Source organism: Cyclobacterium qasimii M12-11B (assembly GCF_000427295.1).
GTDB classification, from domain to species: Bacteria; Bacteroidota; Bacteroidia; order Cytophagales; family Cyclobacteriaceae; genus Cyclobacterium; species Cyclobacterium qasimii.
This window is the reverse complement of the sequence record NZ_ATNM01000147.1, coordinates 1-20,871: the sequence shown is the minus strand read 5'-3', so window position 1 is coordinate 20,871 and position 20,871 is coordinate 1. Positions and strand designations below refer to the sequence as shown.

At 38.5% G+C, this 20,871-nt stretch carries 23 protein-coding genes; 19 read left to right on the top strand and 4 right to left on the bottom strand.

Annotated features, from left to right (window positions below):
- Positions 1–11 precede the first annotated feature (11 nt).
- The 17 genes from ADICYQ_RS19085 to ADICYQ_RS19015 all read left to right on the top strand — a co-directional run bounded on the left by ADICYQ_RS19085 (position 12) and on the right by ADICYQ_RS19015 (position 16,413).
- On the top strand, positions 12–272 hold the full coding sequence (locus tag ADICYQ_RS19085) for a hypothetical protein (protein WP_020889588.1): 261 nt from the start codon (positions 12–14) through the stop codon (positions 270–272).
- Between the two features lie 40 nt (positions 273–312).
- Entirely contained in the window at positions 313–1,302 is a 990-nt protein-coding gene (locus ADICYQ_RS19080) for a 2-hydroxyacid dehydrogenase (protein ID WP_020889587.1), read from the top strand.
- Positions 1,303–1,378: 76 nt separating this feature from the next.
- Entirely contained in the window at positions 1,379–1,768 is a 390-nt protein-coding gene (locus tag ADICYQ_RS19075) for a SpoIIAA family protein (protein WP_020889586.1), read from the top strand.
- Between the two features lie 100 nt (positions 1,769–1,868).
- Positions 1,869–2,558, top strand: a complete 690-nt coding sequence (locus tag ADICYQ_RS19070) for a 2,3-bisphosphoglycerate-dependent phosphoglycerate mutase (protein WP_020889585.1) — start codon at positions 1,869–1,871, stop codon at positions 2,556–2,558.
- Positions 2,559–2,588: 30 nt separating this feature from the next.
- The gene (locus tag ADICYQ_RS19065) at positions 2,589–3,521 is read left to right on the top strand and encodes a 1-phosphofructokinase family hexose kinase (protein WP_020889584.1); all 933 of its coding nucleotides are present in this window, start codon (positions 2,589–2,591) and stop codon (positions 3,519–3,521) included.
- A gap of 31 nt (positions 3,522–3,552) precedes the next feature.
- A complete protein-coding gene (locus ADICYQ_RS19060) occupies positions 3,553–4,599 on the top strand; it encodes a class I fructose-bisphosphate aldolase (protein WP_020889583.1) in 1,047 nt (348 codons plus the stop codon).
- A 12-nt stretch (positions 4,600–4,611) separates the two neighbouring features.
- Positions 4,612–5,685 (top strand): glucokinase, encoded by a 1,074-nt coding sequence (glk, locus tag ADICYQ_RS19055; protein ID WP_020889582.1) that lies wholly within the window; start codon positions 4,612–4,614, stop codon positions 5,683–5,685.
- Between the two features lie 353 nt (positions 5,686–6,038).
- Entirely contained in the window at positions 6,039–7,529 is a 1,491-nt protein-coding gene (locus ADICYQ_RS26265; protein ID WP_020889581.1) for a TolC family protein, read from the top strand.
- Positions 7,526–7,792, top strand: coding sequence for an HlyD family secretion protein (locus tag ADICYQ_RS27845; protein ID WP_200861913.1), 267 nt, complete (start codon positions 7,526–7,528; stop codon positions 7,790–7,792). The genes ADICYQ_RS26265 and ADICYQ_RS27845 overlap by 4 nt, the downstream gene beginning before the upstream one ends.
- Positions 7,786–8,499: an HlyD family secretion protein gene (locus ADICYQ_RS19045; protein WP_020889579.1), complete on the top strand. Its 714-nt coding sequence runs from the start codon at positions 7,786–7,788 to the stop codon at positions 8,497–8,499. The genes ADICYQ_RS27845 and ADICYQ_RS19045 overlap by 7 nt, the downstream gene beginning before the upstream one ends.
- A gap of 4 nt (positions 8,500–8,503) precedes the next feature.
- Entirely contained in the window at positions 8,504–9,691 is a 1,188-nt protein-coding gene (locus ADICYQ_RS19040) for an ABC transporter permease (protein ID WP_020889578.1), read from the top strand.
- Entirely contained in the window at positions 9,688–10,887 is a 1,200-nt protein-coding gene (locus ADICYQ_RS19035; RefSeq protein WP_020889577.1) for an ABC transporter permease, read from the top strand. The genes ADICYQ_RS19040 and ADICYQ_RS19035 overlap by 4 nt, the downstream gene beginning before the upstream one ends.
- A gap of 329 nt (positions 10,888–11,216) precedes the next feature.
- A complete protein-coding gene (locus ADICYQ_RS19030) occupies positions 11,217–11,723 on the top strand; it encodes a hypothetical protein (protein WP_040417140.1) in 507 nt (168 codons plus the stop codon).
- 206 nt (positions 11,724–11,929) lie between these two features.
- Positions 11,930–13,090, top strand: coding sequence for an NAD(P)/FAD-dependent oxidoreductase (locus tag ADICYQ_RS19025; RefSeq protein ID WP_020889575.1), 1,161 nt, complete (start codon positions 11,930–11,932; stop codon positions 13,088–13,090).
- A gap of 814 nt (positions 13,091–13,904) precedes the next feature.
- Positions 13,905–14,813: a thiamine pyrophosphate-binding protein gene (locus tag ADICYQ_RS28985; protein ID WP_020889573.1), complete on the top strand. Its 909-nt coding sequence runs from the start codon at positions 13,905–13,907 to the stop codon at positions 14,811–14,813.
- A gap of 91 nt (positions 14,814–14,904) precedes the next feature.
- Positions 14,905–15,639 carry a thiamine pyrophosphate-dependent enzyme gene (locus tag ADICYQ_RS28980; RefSeq protein ID WP_020889572.1) on the top strand — a complete coding sequence of 245 codons (735 nt, stop codon included), beginning with the start codon at positions 14,905–14,907 and terminating at the stop codon, positions 15,637–15,639.
- A 297-nt stretch (positions 15,640–15,936) separates the two neighbouring features.
- Complete coding sequence (locus tag ADICYQ_RS19015; RefSeq protein ID WP_020889571.1) at positions 15,937–16,413, top strand: Dps family protein; 477 nt, start codon at positions 15,937–15,939, stop codon at positions 16,411–16,413.
- 354 nt (positions 16,414–16,767) lie between these two features.
- Here the strand turns inward: ADICYQ_RS19015 and ADICYQ_RS19010 are convergent, their stop codons facing one another.
- Positions 16,768–17,136: a hypothetical protein gene (locus ADICYQ_RS19010; protein WP_040417138.1), complete on the bottom strand. Its 369-nt coding sequence runs from the start codon at positions 17,134–17,136 to the stop codon at positions 16,768–16,770.
- A gap of 100 nt (positions 17,137–17,236) precedes the next feature.
- The gene (locus ADICYQ_RS19005; protein ID WP_020889569.1) at positions 17,237–18,007 is read right to left on the bottom strand and encodes a sigma-70 RNA polymerase sigma factor region 4 domain-containing protein; all 771 of its coding nucleotides are present in this window, start codon (positions 18,005–18,007) and stop codon (positions 17,237–17,239) included.
- A 32-nt stretch (positions 18,008–18,039) separates the two neighbouring features.
- On the opposite strand from ADICYQ_RS19005, the gene ADICYQ_RS27465 reads away from it, so the two are divergent.
- Both ADICYQ_RS27465 and ADICYQ_RS19000 read left to right on the top strand, forming a co-directional pair.
- On the top strand, positions 18,040–18,192 hold the full coding sequence (locus ADICYQ_RS27465) for a hypothetical protein (RefSeq protein WP_020889568.1): 153 nt from the start codon (positions 18,040–18,042) through the stop codon (positions 18,190–18,192).
- Between the two features lie 381 nt (positions 18,193–18,573).
- Positions 18,574–19,143: an HdeD family acid-resistance protein gene (locus ADICYQ_RS19000; protein WP_020889566.1), complete on the top strand. Its 570-nt coding sequence runs from the start codon at positions 18,574–18,576 to the stop codon at positions 19,141–19,143.
- 562 nt (positions 19,144–19,705) lie between these two features.
- Here the strand turns inward: ADICYQ_RS19000 and ADICYQ_RS18990 are convergent.
- Together ADICYQ_RS18990 and ADICYQ_RS18985 are read right to left on the bottom strand one after the other, a co-directional pair.
- The gene (locus tag ADICYQ_RS18990; protein WP_020889565.1) at positions 19,706–20,212 is read right to left on the bottom strand and encodes a hypothetical protein; all 507 of its coding nucleotides are present in this window, start codon (positions 20,210–20,212) and stop codon (positions 19,706–19,708) included.
- A 389-nt stretch (positions 20,213–20,601) separates the two neighbouring features.
- The coding region (locus ADICYQ_RS18985; protein WP_040417134.1) for a Crp/Fnr family transcriptional regulator at positions 20,602–20,871 on the bottom strand (270 nt) is incomplete at its 5' end.

The window sequence follows — 20,871 nt, the reverse complement described above, 5'->3', positions numbered from 1 at the left end:
AAAACCAAAACATGGGATTTTTAGAAAATAATTTAATACCGAATATACATGGTATGGTCTTCACTATCAATACAGAAAATGAGATAGACCGGGCAAAAGTAAAACAAATATTGTCGGAATTGCCTGAAATTGATAAGGTGGAATTCAATAGTGCCGTGTATCCAAATGAAATCACTGTAAGCACTAAAAAAGTGTTGGCGATTGGGGAATTTCAAAAAGCATTGATTCCGCATCGTTTTCATGCTTTACGAAAAACACTTACAGGTCTCTAAACCAGAAGCAAAGAGGTCAGTGTAAATAACCATTTAAAAAATGAAGATAGCAGTATTCAATGTCCATAATTGGGAAAAGGAGTATTTACAAAATGCCAATAATGGCCAGCATGCCTTAAAAATGTTTGAAACCTATTTGTCTTCCGACACGGTGGATTTGGCACGTGGCTGTAATGCAGTATGTATTTTCACTGAAGACAATGCATCGGCTCCGATTTTAGATAGGTTATATGAGTTTGGCGTTCGTTTCGTAGCCTTACGTTGTGCCGGTTTCAATAATATTGATGTCCCACATGCACAAAAATTGGGTATTCGCATGGCACGGGTACTTGAGTATTCACCCTATGCCATTGCCGAGTTTACGGTAGGGATCATGCTTGCACTCAATCGGAAATTGATTCGAACGCATTATAGGATCATGGAAATGAATTTTTCTTTGAACGGACTTGTCGGTTTTGATATGAATGGAAAAACGGTTGGCATTATTGGTATCGGCAAAATTGGTCGCGTGGTAGCCAAGATTTTACACGGTTTCGGATGTAAACTATTGGCCTATGATGTGGTGGAAGATCCAGATCTAATAGAACAGTATGGGCTTACATATACCAGCCTGGATGAGCTTTGCAATCAATCTGACATTATAACCCTACATGCGCCTTTAACCAAGGAAACGCACCATTTGATCAATGAAGATAAAATTGCGAAAATGAAAAAAGGAGTGATGTTGATCAATGCTGGTCGTGGAGGCTTGGTGAATACGCAAGATGTCATCAATGGAATCAAATCTGGGCAAATAGGCTATTTTGGAATGGATGTGTATGAGGGGGAAAAAGGGCTGTATTTCGAAGATCATTCTGAAGATATTCTTCAAGACGATTCCATGGCCCGCTTGATGACGCTTAGAAACGTCATGATAAGTAGTCATCAGGCTTTCTTGACTGATACCGCACTCAAAAATATAGCCAGGGTCACCTTTGAGAACCTGGCTTGTTTTGAAAATGGGAAGGTCTGTTCAAATGAAATCAAATGAATTTGGTTTTAGGCAATGCAAAGCGCTGTCTACAACCTAATTTATAGTGGAAAACTTATAGATAAATAAAGATATTATGATAGAACAACTTGAAAAATTCGACAACAATGTATTGTCCATTGAGGTTATTGATGGATTTTCAAAAAATGATGAAAAGCTTTTTCAAAAATTCTTTGATGAAAAAATCGAACAGGGCTTCGAGCAGGTTAACATATTGGTAAAGCTGGATGAGCTGAAAGTATCTCATAGTAGCACCAAAGCTTTTTTTGAGGACACCCTTTGGACCCTTAGGAACTATAAAAAATTAGGGCATTTGGCTATTGTTGCCCATACCAAAATTTTGAAAGCATTGATCCCTATTGACAATTTGTTTTTTGCCAGGGCAAGTAAAGGGAGACAGGAACGCTATTTTGATGTTTCGCAAATGGAGGAAGCCATAGCCTTCGTCAATCCTGACAAAAAATAGGGCTTAAGTTTTATGTCAAGTGATCGAATCTGAAATAGACAATAAATCATCTATTACCTATTTCAGATTGAATTTCGAATAAAAAATCTAGTACAAAGTTATGGGAAAACTAATCTTGGTAAGGCACGGTAAAAGTCTTTGGAACGTCAAAAACGTATTCACGGGATGGACAGATATCGATTTGGCAGCGGAAGGTATTGAAGAGGCTAAAAATGCAGGGGAACTCATCAAATCGAACCTTATTAACATAGACATTTGCTTTTCCTCTTATCTAAAAAGGGCCATTAGAACGGCTTGGATTCTTTTAGACACTGCGGAAATGATGCATGTTGACTGCCGCTATAGCTGGAAGCTAAATGAAAGGCATTATGGGGATTGGCAAGGAAAGAATAAAGATGAAGTACTTAAAGCCGTTGGAGAAGAATACTTTTTAAGCATTCGAAGAGGTTACGACACCGCTCCTCCAAGCCTTTCCACCAATGACGAACGAAATCCGAAATTCGATCCTAATTATAAAGCTTTGGATGTATCAGACCTGCCCTTGGGTGAGTCACTAAAAGATACTTCTAAAAGAGTGGTCAATTACTTTTTCGAGGCCATTGCTCCAGAACTGGCGAAAGACCGAACCGTATTGATTTCTGCTCATGGAAATTCATTGCGCGCCCTTATAGAGTATTTAGAACATATTTCATCTGAGGAGATTGCCAAAGTTGAAGTAGCAACGGGCGTACCTCATATGTATGAATTCGATGGTAAATTGAATGTCACATCGCATTACCAATTAAAATAAGTCGAATAAACTATCATTAAAAACTTCAAAATGGCCCGTATCATCACACTTACCCTAAACCCGGCAATTGACAAAAGCACGACAGTAACAGGAATTGGCCCTAATACAAAATTACGCTGTACGGAACCAACCTACGATGCTGGGGGTGGAGGTATAAACGTTTCCCGGGCCATTCATAAATTAGGCGGCAGCTCACTTTGCAAATACTTCGCCGGTGGTCCTACAGGTGTATTTTTAAAACAACTTTTGGACGATCAACAAATTGAGCAAGAGGTGTTTGAGATCGAAGGTTGGACCCGAGAAAACTTTGCAGTAACCGACACTTCTAATAATCAGCAATATAGATTTGGAATGCCGGGGCCAATGGTGAAAGAAGCAGAATGGCAAAATGCACTACAGCAATTGGAAATGCAGCTCAACAAAGGAGATTATTTAGTTGCAAGTGGAAAACTTCCTCCGGGTGTACCCAATGATTTTTATGCACAAGTTGGAGACCTAACCAAAAAGAAGGAAGCCTTGTTTATCCTTGATGCCTCAGGTGAAGCACTTATGGAAGCTGCCAAATCTCACATTTATATGCTGAAGCCAAACCTAGCTGAATTAGGAGCAATGTGTGGCGTCCCTTCCATAACCGATTTAGATCTTAAATCTCTGGCCAAACAATTTTTGGAAAAGCATGATTGCAAAATTCTTGTAGTTTCCCTGGGTCCAAAAGGGGCCTTACTGGCAACTAAAAATGAAATGGTACAGGTTCCTGCACCTGTGGTTCACCAACAAAGCACCATCGGTGCAGGCGACAGTATGGTTGCAGGCATGGTTATGAGTTTGGTAGGAGGCAAATCATTAAGTGAAATGGTCATGTATGGAGTGGCTTGTGGTACGGCCGCCACCATGCATCAAGGCACGCAGTTATGCAATAAAGAAGATGCGGATAAGTTATGCGATTGGATAAAAGCGCAATAGCCAATTTTTGAAACGAATTAAAAAAAGAGCAATGGAACTTGAAAAATATTTAAGAGAAGAAACTTCTTACCTATTGGATCACGAATGTACTACCATTTCTAAAGATAAAATCCACCTACCGGGCCCTGATTTTACCTATAGGATTATGGCCCCTACCGATCGATCAAATAGGGTGTTGGGAAGTTTGCAAAAGTTATTTGATAATGGTAGACTTGGAGGTACAGGCCATTTATCATTGTTGCCTGTTGATCAAGGTGTAGAACATTCCGCAGGGGCCAGTTTTGCCCCAAACCCAGAATATTTTGATCCTGAGAATATTGTTAGACTGGCCATAGAGGGCGGTTGTAATGCGGTGGCCTCTACCCTAGGGGTGCTTGGTGCTGTTTCGAGAAAGTATGCCCATAAAATTCCTTTCCTGGTTAAATTGAACCACAATGAATTGCTTTCCTACCCCAACACCTTTGATCAAATCTATTTCGCTCAAGTGGAACAGGCCTGGAACATGGGTGCCGTAGCTGTAGGAGCTACAATTTATTTTGGCTCTCCAGAGTCTGATCGACAAATACAAGAAACCAGTAAGGCATTCAGGCGAGCCCATGAGTTGGGCATGGCTACAGTTCTCTGGTGCTACCTCCGTAATGATGCATTCAAATCGGATAAGGATTATTCCGTCAGTGCTGATTTGACTGGACAAGCCAACCACTTAGGAGTGACCATTGAAGCAGATATCATTAAGCAAAAACAGCCAACAAACAATGGTGGTTATCTTTCTCTTGAAAATTTCGGAAAGACAAGTGATCTTGTATATAGCAAGTTGAATACCGATCACCCTATTGATTTGACCCGATACCAGGTCGCAAATTGCTATATGGGTCGGGCCGGGTTGATTAATTCCGGTGGCGCTTCGGGCAAAGATGATTTTGCTGCTGCAGTTCGTACTGCTGTGATCAACAAAAGAGCAGGAGGAATGGGTTTGATATCAGGTAGAAAGGCATTTCAAAGGCCGATGAAGGAAGGAGTCAAGCTTTTGAACCTTATACAAGATGTTTATTTGGATTCTTCTATCACTATTGCCTAAAACCACACCATTATGAGAATGCCGGAAGGACTTACCGTGCCTATAATTCATGAACCTTTGATCCCTTTGGCGGTGGGTTCAAAAAAGAATATGGGCCATAAAAACGGACACGTGTTAGCGGGTGATGTGGGTGGAACAAAAACAAATCTTGCTCTCTTTGAAATAAAGGATGGACGCCTTTTTTTACAGAAACAGAATTCCTATAGAACAAAAGATTACACCTCTTTGCTAGAAATTATACAAGAGTTTGAGGTGAAAGAAATGGACCGATTAGACAGTATTTGCTTTGGAGTGGCTGGACCTATAACCGATGGGAAAGTCCACGGCACTAATTTCCCCTGGGATATAAATACTAATGAACTGGTGAAAGTGCTTGGTCTTGAAAACGTTTTCCTGATAAATGATATGCAAGCCAATGCTTATGGATTGACAGCTCTTGAAGAAAAAGACCTGGACCGTCTAAAATACGGATCCAAAATGCTGGGCAATGCGGTCATTATTTCGCCAGGCACAGGTCTTGGGGAAGCCGGTCTCTATTGGGATGGTACAGCTTATCACCCTTTTGCCTCTGAGGGAGGCCATTGTGATTTTAGCCCAAGAAATGATTTTGACCTTGAAATCTGGAAGTATTTTCAACAGAAATATGGACATGTAAGTTGGGAACGTTTGCTGTCCGGTCAAGGAATATGTGATACGTATCAAATGATGCGGGAAGTTAGAGGTGGAAATGAATCGGAGGCCTTTAAAGCAAAAATGAAAAAAGAAGATCCCGCTGCGGTCATTACCAAGACAGCGATGGAGGGAACGGATGCTGTTTGTAGGGAAACCTTGGATCTTTTTGTTCGGTTTTTAGCGATTGAGACGGCCCAACTTGCTTTGAAATTCAAAGCAACTGGTGGGATTTACATTGGCGGGGGGATCCTTCCTAAAATTATCAAAGGAATGAACAGAGAAGTATTTAACGACAATTTTATGCAGTCGGGTCGTTTGAATTCACTTTTACAAATGGTTCCTGTAAACGTTATTCTCAATGACAATACCGCTTTGCTCGGAGCGGGCTATTATGCTGCAATGTCAATAGAATAAGGTTGAAAGAACCTACTATTAAGCAAGGATTAGTTGGCACTATAAATTATAGTAGCCTTTTATTTTATTTTATCTCTTTTTTTACGCTCCTGATCTATATCAGGAGATAGTTTTTTGATTTCGAATAACTTTCAGCCAGTCTTGAGATGAGACCTAGCCTATCTCTCAGTATTTATAACGCTTAAATATAGAAAGATGATCAAAGACCATTCAAAACACTTCAAAATCAGTTCCTTCTTGGAATAATTCAGGGTAAAAATTTAAAATTTTGCGTTTGCATGATTTAGATCAGCCGGATTAATTTTTAAGAAAAGCAACTTTGCATAGAAATCAGGATAAACTTTTATAAACGGATGAAAAATCAGGTTAGAATAAGGTATAAGGTGCCATTGGGAGGAATGACTTTTCTAATTATGATGGTATTTACGTCTTATGTACAAGCACAAGTACGGGAAATAAGTATCTCTGAAGCTTTGGAACTAAGCTATACCAATAATGAGAAAGTAAAGCAGTATGGCGAACGGGTACAACAAAAAGTGAATGAAGACAAAGCGGCCAAAGGTAATTTTTTGCCTTCCTTAAATATTGTGGGAGGGTATACTTATTTAAGTGATAATATACAGGTAAACACCTCTCAAATTCAAAGTTCACTCGATGATTTGGGGGGTAAATATGGAGCAGCTTTTGTAGCCGCTTACGGTGAACATATAGGTCTCTCTGGAGTAACGACCGAAAGTGCCTACAGTACATTGGTTGGCGTTCTAGGACAATTTCCGGAATATCCCAATATGGAGGTTAACAACCAACAATTCGCTGTCGCATCCCTATCTGCTACCCAACCCTTATTTACAGGTGGGAAAATAATTGCTGCTAAAAAGTATGCTAAGGCAGAACTACGATCCGCAGACATTGAATTAATTCAAGTCAAAAATGAAATAGCGAACGAACTTATTGAGCGTTATTTAAATATGGTGCTATTAAAACAAGTTGTAAAAATACGCCAGGAAGTGTACGATGGTATGCTCAAACATGAGGAACAGGCCGCTCGGGCAATTCAGCTAGAGATACTTCCCAAACATGTTTTATTACGAGCAAAGGTAGCTGTTGCCGATGCAAAAAAAGACTTGGAAAATGATTTAAATAATGTGGAGTTGTCCGCAATGGCGCTTCGCACTACCATGAACTTGCCGGATTCTATACCGTTTACGGTCATGGATAGTATTGGATTTCAAGAACTTTACCTTGATTTTGACGAGTTGCTGAATACCGCTTACGCCAAACAACCAGTTTTAGGGTTGATTGGTCAAAAGGAAGAAATGGCGAAACAAGCACTGGCCGTGGAAAAATCCAACTTTATGCCCAATGTCGCCGCTTTTGGCAGTTACAATATGTTCCGTCAAGAACTGCCGATAATTCCACCCAAGTTTATGGTTGGGTTAACGGCCCAATTCAACCTTTTTAACGGATTTAAAGATATTAACGGGTTAAAGGCCAGTAAGCATTTGCAAAAGGAAGTGGCATTTGCGAAAGAATATGCCTTGAAACAGATTCATTTGCTTATTCAATCAAATTACATCACAGCCAACAATCAACAAAAACTGTATAATAGCTTAACCTCTACGGTAAATATGGCCGAAGAAAACCTCAGGATTAATACACGACGTTTTGAGGAAGGCATTGGCAAATCCATTGATGTGATTGATGCCACCCTACTGTATAAAAAATCAAAAATAGAGAAATTGGTAGCCTTGGATGGTTATTACAAAGCCGTCGCCAATCTATATACGGCTATAGGGGAACCTGAAAAAATAATACCAATCCTCAATAAATCTGCCTCATTATGAAAAAAGCATACATAACATTAACAATCCCCCTATTGCTCATAATCTTTTCGATCCTCTACTTTATACTCAAGGCAAATAGTGATGAACCGACCATTTATACGGGCATGCTGGAAACTACGGAGGTCAATGTTGCTTCAGAAATTTCTGGAAGAGTGCATACGCTATTGGTAGAAAAAGGGAACAAGGTAAAAAAGGGACAGGTATTAGCAACGCTTGAACCAGATATCCTAAATGCAAAAAAGGCCAGGCCCAGGGCATGGTAAAAGCGGCCCGTTCATTGTTCGATAAGGCAGAATTTGGGGCCAGAACAGAAGAAATTAATGCCCTTCAAAACCAGTATCAAATGGCAAAAAGCCAATTTGATTTTGCCGAAAAAACGTATAAGCGATACCAGGCCCTTTATGCAGATAGCATTATCTCCAAACAGGAAATGGATGAACTTCAATTCAAATTTGATGCCGCCAAAGAGCAAATGAACGCAGCAAAATCTGTTTGGGAGATGGCCGAAAAGGGAGCTAGAAAAGAGGATATTTCTGCTGCCTCCGGAAATTATGAAAGGGCCAATGCTGCCTTTAATGAAGTGGAGGCTTTTTATGATGAACTACAAATTGTGGCTCCCACCTCAGGAATTGTGAGTAATCAAATTGCCGAAGAAGGAGAAGTAATGGCAGCTGGGTATCCAATAGTTACTATCCAGATTCCCGAAAAAATCTATGCCATCTTCAATGTGAGAGAAGACAATCTTGCCGATTTTAAAATGGACCAAATCTACAAGGCCAAGGTTCCAGGACTAAGCAATGAAGAAGTAGCTTTTAAGGTCACTTACATTGCACCAATGGCAGATTTTGCTACCTGGGTACCTGTAAAGGCAAAGGGAGAGTATGAGCTAAAAACCTTTGAAATTTACCTAAAGCCGCAGGACCGCATTGGCGAGTTAAGACCGGGCATGTCCATTCATATTTACAAATAGTCCTATGTTGAGTAACTGGGGTGTATATCGGGTTTTCAAGCGGGAGATGTGGCGATTAGCGCAGCAAAAATCTTCGCGGAATCTATTTATTATTGTTCCGTTTGTGGCATTTTTCATTTTGGGAGCAATCTACTATAAGGGGGCCTTAAGAGAGGTGCCGATTGCGGTATATGACAACGATAACAGTACCCTTAGTCGTACTTACCTCAGGTTTTTAGATGCTTCGCCTACTTTTAAAATAACGCATTATATGTCGGCTGAGGACGACATAGAAAACAGCTTTGTGAAAAACGAAGTTCAGGGTGTGTTTTACATTCCAAAAGATTTTTATAAAAACGTATTGAGGAAAACCCCGGTACAAGTAAAAGTATATACCAACTCAACAAATATTGTTTTTGGAAATCTTATCTACAGATCGGCGGTTCAGATTACGCAATTGGTCAGCGGTTCGGTAGTAATAAAGCGAATGGCCCCTTTGGGAATCGATCCCAGTAAAATTTCAGGAACCGTTCTTCCAGTACAGGTAAACTCACGAGTGATAGGTAATCCTCAATACAATTACAGCTATTATTTAATTCCCGGTCTAGCCATTGTACTGTTGCAAATGATTGTATTTGTTGTGGCTTCAAGGGCCTTTAACAATGAATGGAAAAACAATACCTTTCAAGGATTGTATACGGCTTCCAAGGGCGATTTTTTATCCATGCTCATTGGGAAATATTTGGCATTTTCCATATATGGATTGGGTTTGTGTGGCTTTGTATTGGCGATATTGTTTCCAGTTTTCGAAATCCCGATCTATGGAAATATAGGGAGTTTACTGGGGCTTCTTTTTCTCTTGATTACCGTCAACATCTTTCTTGGCTTTGGTGTATCGTTGCTTTTTAAAAACGAACTAATAGCACTAGACCTGGCGGTATTCTACAATTCTCCAGCCTTTATTTTCAGTGGGTTCACTTTTCCTATATGGGCCATGCCTTGGTTAAACTCGTCCTATGCCCAAATCATACCTTTTACCCACTTTTTGACTGGTTTTCTTAAGGTTTATCAATTAGACAGCCCCATTCACTTTATTTGGCCGGAGGTATGGAAACTACTTCTGTTTCTGTTGGTAGCATTTGTATTGATTGTAGCTGGATTAACGGTCAATAGAAAGCTCATTTTTCCTGTAAATAAAATAGCGGCAATATGAACCTGAAAGTCATCTGGAAATTACTGAAAAAAGAAGCCTGTTTGGTACTTAATGATAAGAGTATCCTTTTGGTTTTGTTCATTGCTCCATTTCTATACCTGTTTTTGGTAGGCACCACCTATGTCAAAAAAGATGAAGAGAAAGTAAGTGTAGGAGTAGTGGATATGGACCGAACAAAAAGTAGTAGAATGTTTTTGAACAGGTTGAATGCTACTCAAAAGGTAGCCATTACCCATTCTTACAACAGTTTGCCAGAAGCTAAAAATGGTATTAATAGCTTTGATGTACAGGGGTTTGTGCATATACCCTATGGGTTTGAGAATAAACTAAAGACAAAAGAAAGTTCGCCCATTGGCCTTGTTCTAAACAATACACGCTTTTTACCTTCAAATGATATCAACAAAGCGGTAAATTTAGTGGCCTTGGATTATGCGCTGGAATCAAGAGAAAAATTCTTTGAATCAAAGCAAATTCACCCCTCTTTGGCGCGTAGCAGTGCAGACCCCATAGCTGTTCAGATCCATGCGGTTTATAACCCTACCAACAACTACGGTGATTTTTTATTACCGTTTGTGCTTTTTCTTATCCTACACCAAACACTGCTTATTGGTTTGTCAGAAAGTGTGGCTTCGGACCGTGAAAATGGTCGCATGCAGCTTGGCTTTGAAGAAAGTAAGCATAACTTTTTAAATTATATCATCGGAAAAACCGGGTTGTACCTTTTCTTGTTTCTGGCCTATAATTTCTTTGTCTTTTTAGTGGCTTTTCCCCTTTTGGATTTACCTATTCATGGAAACTTTTTTGCCCTATTGGGGGTATCTTCAATTTTCCTTCTGGCCACTATTTTGTACGGTTGGTTCATTGCTTCTTTCTTTACCTCAGAAGCAAGGTCCATGGAGATAATTGCCTTCACCTCCTATCCTATATTTTTAATTACGGGGATTACATGGCCTTTAAATGAAATGCCTGTCTTTGTACAGTTTATTTCCAACCTTATTCCATTGAGGCCTTTTTTCGTTCTACTAAAGAAACTTGCCGTAATGGACGTTGGTAGTCATCTTTATATAAGTGACATTATTCATCTTTTAGTTTTGCTGATGGTCGGATATGTAGCTGCCTATTTAAGGTTTCGCTACCTGCATAAAAAAGCCCCACAATTAAACAGCGATACACCAGCTTCCGAATCCGAAAATTAAACGCTTGTCGATGGACAAAAGGCCCTCATAGCCTATTAGTTGCTTCCTAAAAAGTTTGGCCATATGGTAGACCTATTGGGCCTTTAGGTAAATGCGTCAGCTATTGGTTTTCCAAAAAATACGACTAAGATTTTTTTTCGCTCCTGACTTAAGTCAGGCATTACTCTCTCTACAATCTATAATTTTGAATTAGATGGGATTGTATGAATTACTTGATATTGATCTCCCATCAATAAGCATTTGAGAAAGCATTTATTGTAGACAAGAATGAGCTTATGGCCCAATTTAAAGGTTTTGTCCCAAGGTTGTAACATTTAAAAATTAAAATTATGAAAACGAAAATGAACATATTATCCATGGCCGTAATTGCAATTATGGCGGGAACTTTAGTAACAAGTTGTGGAGAAAAATCTAAGCAAGATATGGAATCTGCTAAAGAGAGTATGAGTGAAGCAGGCCAAGACATTAAAAAAGCAACGAGCGATGCAATGGATGAAAACAAGGCCAATGTAGAAGAGAATTGGAAAAAGTTTGAGGGTGAGTCGGAAGTCGTTATTGCAAACACTGATACGCAAATCAAAAATCTTCGGGAAAAGATTTCGAAATCAGCGAAAAATGATCGTGAAAAATTGAACGCTCAATTAGATAAGTTAGAACAGAAGAACAAAGAGCTGAAAGAAAAGTTGGCAGAACGCCGTAAAAAGTTCAATGAAAACCTAATTGAGTACAATGAAGCGGCTGGGGAAAAAGAAAAGTCTTTTGAGCGGGAGTTCAAACATGATATGGATGAATTAGGTAACTCACTTAAAGATATCTTTAAAGACAATGTAAAATAATAAGCCAAAAAAGGGCAGTCATGAAGGCAATGGCTTTCATGACTGCTGTTGTTTTTGGAAAGACTTGGAGATTGACCTTAATAGCAAAAGAAAAATCCCATTCAAAAATGAACTAGCACAGCATGGCAGTATGAAAATGCAATCCTGATAGTAGACAATAGTAAGCAAATTTAAAATAGTCAAAGTATGAAAAACAAAAAAGAGTTTTGGTCCTTGGATGTAATTTTGCAGGACTTACAGTTGCACGTTACCTTCATAGAGAAGCAGGTGACCATATAAAGATTACGGTTATTGATCGTAAAAACTATATTAATTTCATACCTAATATTCCCATTGAGGTTTTCAATAATAACAATCCAGCGGATACATTGGAATTTCAATTTCAGAAATTTTTAAAATCAGATGGAAGTGAATTCATTCAAGGCGAGGTGGAGAATATTGATGCGACGAATAAAAAAGTTTACTATTCACCTACCGAAAGAAAGGGTGCTGCTCAGGAGCAGATAGCATACGATTACTTGGTTGTTGCTTTAGGATGCAGATTAGCCTATGATAAAATTGAAGGATTTGCCGAATTTGGCCATACTTTTTCGGATACTTTTTATGGAAATGAAGTTCGTAATTATTTGCACAACGATTACAAAGGAGGACACATTGTAATTGGATCCGATCGTTTTATTCAAGGGCAAAGTCCAAAACTTCCTAAAATACCTATTGCATTGGCAGCTTGTGAAGGGCCTCCGGTGGAATTGGCTTTTTCTATGGCAGATTGGTTGAAAAAACATAAAAAAGGAGATGCAAAGTCCATTACTTTATTTACTCCAGGGGATGTTATTGCTGAGGATGCAGGTAAAGGTATTCTCGACCAATTGCTTCCAATGGTATCAAAAATGGGCTATGGTTATAAAACGAATACGGTAGGAATAGAAAGAATTTACAAAGAGGGTATAGCCTTTAAAGATGGGACGAGCTTAGAGGCGGAAATGAAAATAGTATTCCCAAATTGGGAGCCTCATCCTTTTATGAAGGAACTTCCCTTTGTAGATGACCAGGGATTCGTTATTACCGATTTATTTATGAGAAATCCGGATTTTCCTGAAATTTTTGCGGTAGGCGATGCAGCAGCGGTAACCATCCCTAAAATAGGTTCTTTGGGCCATATGGAATGTGAAATTGCATCAAAAGTTATCGCAAATGAAATTCTAGGAAAAGAGGAACAAATAGCCCCATTACACCCTATGCTATTGTGCTATGGAGATATGGGGAGTCACAAAGGATTTTATATGCATACCGATGAATGGTGGGGAGGCAAAACTAGCATCCTAAAAATGGGATATACACCCTATATTTTAAAAATGGGGTTTTAAAACAATGTATCAAACCTTAGGAGGAAAAGTACCAGGCTGGGGACTGCCTTTGTCTGAAATAGTTGGTGACCATTCAATAATATAAAACCTAATTACTAAGAATAGCTATAAGCACAAGTATACCAATGGATGCTTGCGCTTATAGCTTAATTACCAGGCTTTACATGAATACAAACACAGTGGGGTAACTAGAAAAAAAATTAGTAGTGTTAAGAAACCTCTTTCTAGTAGAAAAAAGCGTTTAATCTTAGGTCATCACTCCTAACCTATCCTTTACAGCGGAACATTTTCCTCTCTTGATAATTTGGCCGTCTTAATGCGCTAGAACCCAAAAGCCCTCTCAAGGCGAAATTTATAATTTTCCTGATTTTACCCGGACTTTGGCCTTATGATTAGGTGGTATTGTTGCGTGTTTTTGAAGCAATGCTGACAAAATCTCAACTGCATAAAATCAAACTTCGCAGAAATAAAAACAAGAAATAGTTGAAACTGGGCAGGCCAAATTTTACAATAAGGGTGGCATTGTTATTGATCCCTCACAAGCAGTTGGACGTGAGGGTGTAATGTGTGGAGGCATAACATTTCATATACAGAAAAAAATAGCGTTGAAACGGTTACGGACAATAGCACCAGGCCATTGTGAAATGCACCGGAGCAGTATTGCAGGAATAATTGATGCGGATTTTGGAATTGGAATTCACAGCAGTGTCAATGCCTCGCCATCTTTTTTTGGAGCGGAAATAAATTTTATGAAGAGCCTGTAATTTATTAAAGAGAGAATAGGATAACATTTTTCAACATAAAGAAAACAATCATGGGGAAAAAAGTAGCAGACCAAATCGTAGAGATGCTGGTCAGTAATAATGTAAAAAGAATTTATGCCGTAACGGGTGATAGCCTAAACGAATTGAATGATGCGGTAAGAAGAAGTGGAAAAATTAAATGGATCCACGTTCGCCATGAAGAAGTAGGCGCTTATGCCGCTGCTGCTGAAGCAGAATTGGATGGCCTGGCCTGTTGTGCTGGAAGTAGTGGTCCTGGCCATGTGCATTTAATAAACGGTCTGTACGATGCCAACCGATCTGGGGTTCCAATTATCGCCATTGCCTCTACCATTGGTACGGCTGAAATGGGTGTTGATTATTTTCAAGGAACAAATACCTACAAACTATTTGATGATTGTAGTGTGTACAATGAATTGGCAACCACACCAAAACAAGTACCACGCATGTTGCAAACTGCCATTCAGCATGCTATTCATAAAAAAGGAGTAGCCGTGTTTGGTTTGCCTGGAGATGTCTCTGCCATGTCGGCCGAAGAGAATGTAACTTCCATGTACAATTACAATAGCGAAACCGTTTTGCGACCATCGGATAATGAGATGCAAAGATTGGCCGATTTGGTTAACAAACATCCAAAAATTTCTATTTACTGCGGTATTGGAGCAAGGGGAGCGCATGATGATATTGTGAAATTGGCAGGATTATTAAAGGCTCCTATCGGATATTCTTTCCGTGGAAAAATGGGCATGCAGCACAACAACCCTTACGAAGTAGGGATGACTGGTTTGCTCGGTGTCCCATCTGCTTTTCATGCCATGCACGAATCGGATGTGGTGCTGTTATTGGGTACCGATTTCCCTTATGAGCATTTTATGCCAGTAAAAACAAAATTATTCAGGTTGACGAAAAACCAGAACGATTGGGTAGAAGGGCAAAGTTAGAAATGGGATTGACCGGAAAAATAACAGATACGGTTGCTGCCTTATTGCCATTGATCAAAGAAAAGAAGACGATAGCTTCTTAAATGCTCAATTGGATTTTTATGAAAAAGTAAAAGAAAACCTAAATGTCTATGTAAAGGATGAGGGCTCTAAAGACCATATTAGTCCAGAGTTCGTGGCTTCTACCATCAATGAAATGGCCAATGATGACACCGTTTTTACAGTAGATACAGGGATGTGTTGTGTGTGGGGCGCAAGGTACATTCACGGTACCGGAAAGCGAATGATGTTGGGTTCTTTCAACCACGGTTCAATGGCCAATGCCATGCCGATGGCCATTGGAGCACAATTGGCCTATCCAGACAGGCAAGTTGTGGCGTTTTGCGGAGATGGAGGCCTCTCAATGTTATTGGGAGATTTGGCAACTATCAAACAATACAACCTGCCTATAAAACTGATTGTTTTCAACAACCGCTCTTTGGGAATGGTACAATTGGAAATGCAAGTAGAGGGCTTGCCCAATAATGAAACCGACATGGTGAATCCTGATTTTGAAATGATTGCACAAGCGATGGGTTTCAAGGGGATTTCAGTTACAAATCCTGCCGACGTTAAACAATCCTTGAAAGAAGCATTTGCACACGATGGCCCTGTTTTAGTGAGTTTGTTTACCAACCCGCAAGCATTGGCCATGCCACCTAAAATGGAATTTGACCAAATGAAAGGCTATGCTTTGTCTATGTCCAAAATGATATTGAGTGGCAACATGGATGAAGTTTTAGAAATGGTTAAGACAAACTACAAACACCTTAAAGAGGTATTGTAAGGGCTAATTTTTTCTGAAACGATTGTATTGCAAATACGATAATTTACTAATGGGTATTTTAGTACTAACCGCTGGAAAGAATGGATAATTTACGATGGAGGGTCTTTCTAGCCTTTTGTTTAGTAACATTTAATACAATAATGGATCGAAGGTCTCCATTTTTATTGGGTTTCTTTTTGTAGTTAAAACGCCTTAATTATTCAAGCGAAATTAAAAGTAGTTGCATGATCTAAATCAGTGCAATCGATTTTAAATCACAATATCTTTGAATAATTATTAATTGTAAAACCTCAAAATATGAAAGCGCCAAACATAGGAATTTCCGAAGAGAACAGACAAGCTATCGCCTACCAATTGTCAAAAATTTTGGCTGACGAATTTGTGCTTTATTCAAAAACACTAAATTTCCACTGGAACATTGAAGGTCCGGATTTTCATGGAGTTCACCTTTATCTAGAAACGTTGTACGAGGAGCAACAAGAAGTGGTAGATACTGTAGCGGAAAAAATACGCGCAATAGGTCATTATGTGCCTGGAACGTTAAAGGACTATTCCCAATTGACTCATCTTACTGAAAAAACAAAAGGTGGGAATGACAGCCAAAGTATATTCGCAGAATTATTGGAAGACCATGAGAGCATCATTATATTCCTTCGAGAAGAAATAAAGCCTATAGCTGACAAATGGCAGGCCGATGGCATTAGCGACTATATTACTGGATTGATGGAGCAGCATGAGAAAACCGCATGGATGTTACGATCACATTTGAAGTAAAGTAAGTTTTTAAACTTATCGAATAAGTCAATTGAAAACCCCAAACAGAATTTATTCTGTTTGGGGTTTTCAATTATATGAAGTTGGTTAGTATTGTGCTTTTAATTATGACTCAGTCTCCAAATAGCCTGATTTTCTTGTGAAAACAACAACCGCCTCTGGACAACCAAAAGATTAAAAAGCAGAAAAATAAACCCTACCTCCAGCACAAAATTTAAATGAAAATGTAAAATCTGAGTAAACTCAGGTATAAACCTTCAAAAATACTTATGGTCCTATTTCATGCGATTCTGTTTAAACAGACCCGATTTTTTTACTAAAAGTTTTGCTTGTAGCAGATGTGTGATTGAATTTTTAATTGTGTTCAGAAGTGGTAGTCAAAAATTTTTCCAATACTTTTCGTTGCCACTCACCGACTACTGAAAGATTGGTTTCTGCATTCATTAGTACAAGACCGTATCCTAAACGAGATAGTTTACAATCGCTAATGACTTCCTTGTCTATACTGCTAAATACAGGTTTAAAATGTTCACGTATATTCATTTTAGATGACTTGGCCACCTTCATTGCCTTTACCACAGCATCATGAATTTGTTGGGGTGATAAACCTTTGTAAAGAAGGTCACTGGCAAGGAAATGCATACGCAGATTATAGTAATAATCCATAAAATTATCGATGCTTTCTGCCGATTGCGGGTCTGATTTATAAATTGAGACTTGCATAATTGAATCATTTTTAATTAAAGGTTGAATAGGAAAAAGCCAAAATCAAATGGTAAAGGTTTATTTCCCCTTACTTGACCAAGGTTAATTGAACAACTACTTATTTCGCTACTTCGAATCTTTTGAGAAGACTGGTTTCGAGACTCTGGCGAGCTTTTTCTAGTAGCTGATTTACCTCGTCCTGGCTTTGGTTGCGAATGATGGCAATTTCACTCACTGAAAATTGATATTCGGTTGCCAATTCAAATACAGTTCGCATGTGTAAAGGCAGATAATGCAATACCATATCAGTGTGCCTTTTAATTTTCTCTTTACCCAAATCTTTATCGAGCTGATCCATTAATTCTTTTTTGTCGTCTTCAATAAAAACATGGTTCAATACATAGTCGTTTTTGGGGTATGAAATATCGTTTAACTCATCAATCATCACCAAATCGCCCCCAGCATCAACACTAAACTTTTCTTCCATTTCATCCCACTCTGGACGGGAATAGTCATCAATGTTCTTGAAAAAATACTCGTTAAATTCTTCATTTACGAGCGTTTCTTCCAATAGCTTATCGGCTTTCATGAATATCCAGGGATGCAGATTCTCTTCATTATGTACCTCACTAAAATTGTCATAGATTTCAATAAATAGCTGATCGATAAAATCATCTATTTTATACTTTCCTTTAGGTAAATTCCCCTTGGACAATGCAGTAGCCATTCTTTTGGCGATATAGCGTTTTACCTGATATAGGTCTTTCAACAATAAATTGTTGAACAATGCCTGATCATTTTGTTGCTTAAACTGCTTTAAATCTGAAAATGTACTTGCAACGAATACATTGAATCCTGATTTATTTTCGTAATACTTTTTACTGTCCATGTTATTTCCTTTAGGTTTAAAGAGACCTAAAAATGCAGAAACAGAAGATAGAATACCATGACTTAGGTCAGCTTCAAAAAATATTAAACCCGGATTATGTAATAGGGTTCGTTATAGCCTGTCCCGTGTTTACGGGAAGTGTTGCAATCGAAAGAAAATCAGGCTGTTTGGAGATTTTAGCATAGCACCGATATGGTGAAATTGAAAACAGCAACGATTGGGTATTTTGAAGCGATTTCAGCACGTAAAAGATTGTCTATTGCATATTTCGGGTTAAAGGATCGGGTACAAAAACCAAGCTTAATCATTTGGTTATCAGGTCACCCAAAATAATTTGTTATTGTATGGAATATGTCTTTTTCCAATCAATACCGCTAGCCTGTAAAAGGGAAAGAGGTGCTTTCATTTAGCTTTATAACCTGAGTTGGGATACTTTGAAAAAGTGTTCTTTTTATATTTTTTATCAGACTGACCCAAATCATGGTAAACGAAACAACCACCTCCTACTTTTGAGAATCGATCATTAAATTATGACCGCAAATACACTCATTTAAAATACGAAGAAAATGTCAACAACAATTTTAGATACTGCACATAGCGCCATAAAGAATTGGTGGCTTTCAATCTTATTAGGTGTTCTGTACCTGGTTGCTGGTTTTTGGGTGATGAAAACGCCTATGGAAAGTTACATGTCCTTGAGCATTATTTTTAGTATATTCATTTTTGTCTCCGGGATATTTCAAGTCGCTTTTTCTATATCAAATAGAAAAGAGGATTCTGTCTGGGGCTGGCATTTGGCTGGGGGTATTTTAGACCTTGCCATTGGCATATTGTTATTGAGCCATCCATTGATGACAATGGCTATTTTACCGCTGTATGTTGGGTTTTGGCTATTGTTTCAAAGTATAATGTCTATTGGTATATCTTTTCAATTGAAATCCAACAATTTCCCTCAATGGGGCTGGCTTTTGTTTTGGAGTATCATAACCTTGCTGTTTTCCTTTCTACTATTGGCAAATCCTGTATTTGCTGGATTGAGCATTGTATACATGACAGCCTTTGCCTTCATTACAGCAGGTATCTTCCGAATATTCTTGGGCTTCAATCTTAAAAAGATTAATAAAGCTATTCAATAAATTGTTGTGAGTAGGAGTATTTGATTTTCAAAAGCAGCGAAAGAACAAGAAAAAATGGTTGGTTGGTAAATTTCTATTTCTTGTTTACATGGTAAGGGTGAATGCATTGATTGGCACTACCGATTTGTCCAATTCAATAAATCCTTACCATGATTTCGCTGCTTTTTTTAATTTTCCTTTTAGGAGCAATTGGTTCAGCTACTTTTGTTATTTACTGTTTTGTAGAAGGGTTGAAAAATTGGTTTTTGTAATAATTAATTCTAGCACATTAAGTGAGTAAAAGAAAACTAGCGGAGAATGCTCTCGCTGGTTTTTTGGTTTTAACTGAAAACTTGAAGTAGTTCTCCTAATTATGATACTACCCCTGAAGCGTAATAGGGCAGGCTGAGCAGGGTCAGAAAATCTAATTGTACGATTCCTCCAGACTCTTAGTATGTTGGAAGGTAATTGGCCTGGCATAAGCATTTAAAGCCCTGGGTTTGGGCCATTATATACGAAGAGCTAACTTAGCTAGGTTAGTTTATTTATCAATGTCATTGAATACGGATGTAAACTTTTCCCATCACTGGGAAGTTCCAGGATTTTCCAGGCTTTTCAGTATACCTTGAAGTTTCTCGATAGGCAATCTCTTGCCTCTGGCCAAAAATAGGTAATTTCCATCGTGGAGTTTTTGGACGTTAAGAATAGCTTCGGTCTCACTAATACCCAGTCCTCTTAAAATGCCATAGGGACCACCAGATAATGCGCCAATTGTCCTTCCCCCTACTGGATTAAGAAACGTAAGCACTAAAAAACCGACTATAAACAGATAGCCTATCTCTGGGTTATAAAAAGTGTCAAAATTGGTTTCGTTACCCAGGAATTCTTTAAAAAAGGTGTGTAATTGTTTTTTTTCTTCGGCCAATTGCTTTGGATTATTTGCATTGGTATCCCCTAGATTACCGATAATTGAAAGTGCCATTTTATCGGAATCAATTTCATGAATCGCTTTTAAAGCGTTTTCTAGCTCAGTTATTTGGGCAAATGACTTTATAAGAACTTGTTTATGTTCTGTGTCTGGATCGTGCATGTGTATTACATTTTAGAGATAGCATTATCATAGGTTGGGGCGTTCTCTATATGCTAATTTACAATGGCACGCTTTTAATTTGTCTGATCTAAATCATGTTGTTAATAATATCACCATTTAAATTTTATTGGCAACCTTAAACATTCAAATTAAAACAATAGATATTGGAATTGTATTATTAGTAGCGACAATGGCATAATCGCAATGGTTACTCCTGTGTGTGAATGCTTTAATTCGTGTTTTATGGGTAGGATTACCTAAGCCATAGGAAGTCCTATCCAGTTTTTATTGTGCCTTTATACTTGTGAGGATTATCTTGCTATTGATTGCCTTAGGTGGGTAAAGTTTTAAAAATAGCCTAATTTTCAATTTTTTAAAGGCCCAGCCTTTTATCCAAAGTTGGCCACCTGTTGCAATTGTTTTAAATCACAAATAACTACCCTACGGGATTCACCCAATTGAATCAAACCTTCATCCTTGAAATTAGAAAGCACCCGAATAGCCGTTTCCGTTGCTGTACCAATAAGGCCTGCAAAATCTTCCCTGGACACACTAAGCCCATCATTTGTAGTGTCTTTGATAAGCCCTTTTTCAAATAATTCCAAGAGTGTAGTAGCAGCCCTCTTTCGAACCGAATCGAAAGCCATGCTCATTAATTG

What these genes read in the sequence shown, in the direction of transcription:
- ADICYQ_RS19060 (WP_020889583.1), top strand. Translation starts at nt 3,553, where the DNA reads ATGGAACTTGAAAAATATTTAAGAGAAGAAACTTCTTACCTATTGGAT.
- ADICYQ_RS19000 (WP_020889566.1), top strand. Translation starts at nt 18,574, where the DNA reads ATGTCAACAACAATTTTAGATACTGCACATAGCGCCATAAAGAATTGG.
- ADICYQ_RS19035 (WP_020889577.1), top strand. Translation starts at nt 9,688, where the DNA reads ATGAACCTGAAAGTCATCTGGAAATTACTGAAAAAAGAAGCCTGTTTG.
- ADICYQ_RS19010 (WP_040417138.1), bottom strand. Translation starts at nt 17,136, where the DNA reads ATGCAAGTCTCAATTTATAAATCAGACCCGCAATCGGCAGAAAGCATC.
- ADICYQ_RS26265 (WP_020889581.1), top strand. Translation starts at nt 6,039, where the DNA reads ATGAAAAATCAGGTTAGAATAAGGTATAAGGTGCCATTGGGAGGAATG.
- ADICYQ_RS19070 (WP_020889585.1), top strand. Translation starts at nt 1,869, where the DNA reads ATGGGAAAACTAATCTTGGTAAGGCACGGTAAAAGTCTTTGGAACGTC.
- ADICYQ_RS19040 (WP_020889578.1), top strand. Translation starts at nt 8,504, where the DNA reads ATGTTGAGTAACTGGGGTGTATATCGGGTTTTCAAGCGGGAGATGTGG.
- ADICYQ_RS19080 (WP_020889587.1), top strand. Translation starts at nt 313, where the DNA reads ATGAAGATAGCAGTATTCAATGTCCATAATTGGGAAAAGGAGTATTTA.
- ADICYQ_RS27845 (WP_200861913.1), top strand. Translation starts at nt 7,526, where the DNA reads ATGAAAAAAGCATACATAACATTAACAATCCCCCTATTGCTCATAATC.
- ADICYQ_RS18990 (WP_020889565.1), bottom strand. Translation starts at nt 20,212, where the DNA reads ATGCACGATCCAGACACAGAACATAAACAAGTTCTTATAAAGTCATTT.
- glk (WP_020889582.1), top strand. Translation starts at nt 4,612, where the DNA reads ATGAGAATGCCGGAAGGACTTACCGTGCCTATAATTCATGAACCTTTG.
- ADICYQ_RS28985 (WP_020889573.1), top strand. Translation starts at nt 13,905, where the DNA reads ATGGGGAAAAAAGTAGCAGACCAAATCGTAGAGATGCTGGTCAGTAAT.
- ADICYQ_RS19065 (WP_020889584.1), top strand. Translation starts at nt 2,589, where the DNA reads ATGGCCCGTATCATCACACTTACCCTAAACCCGGCAATTGACAAAAGC.
- ADICYQ_RS19045 (WP_020889579.1), top strand. Translation starts at nt 7,786, where the DNA reads ATGGTAAAAGCGGCCCGTTCATTGTTCGATAAGGCAGAATTTGGGGCC.
- ADICYQ_RS19075 (WP_020889586.1), top strand. Translation starts at nt 1,379, where the DNA reads ATGATAGAACAACTTGAAAAATTCGACAACAATGTATTGTCCATTGAG.
- ADICYQ_RS19005 (WP_020889569.1), bottom strand. Translation starts at nt 18,007, where the DNA reads ATGGACAGTAAAAAGTATTACGAAAATAAATCAGGATTCAATGTATTC.
- ADICYQ_RS27465 (WP_020889568.1), top strand. Translation starts at nt 18,040, where the DNA reads ATGCAGAAACAGAAGATAGAATACCATGACTTAGGTCAGCTTCAAAAA.
- ADICYQ_RS19015 (WP_020889571.1), top strand. Translation starts at nt 15,937, where the DNA reads ATGAAAGCGCCAAACATAGGAATTTCCGAAGAGAACAGACAAGCTATC.
- ADICYQ_RS19085 (WP_020889588.1), top strand. Translation starts at nt 12, where the DNA reads ATGGGATTTTTAGAAAATAATTTAATACCGAATATACATGGTATGGTC.
- ADICYQ_RS19030 (WP_040417140.1), top strand. Translation starts at nt 11,217, where the DNA reads ATGAAAACGAAAATGAACATATTATCCATGGCCGTAATTGCAATTATG.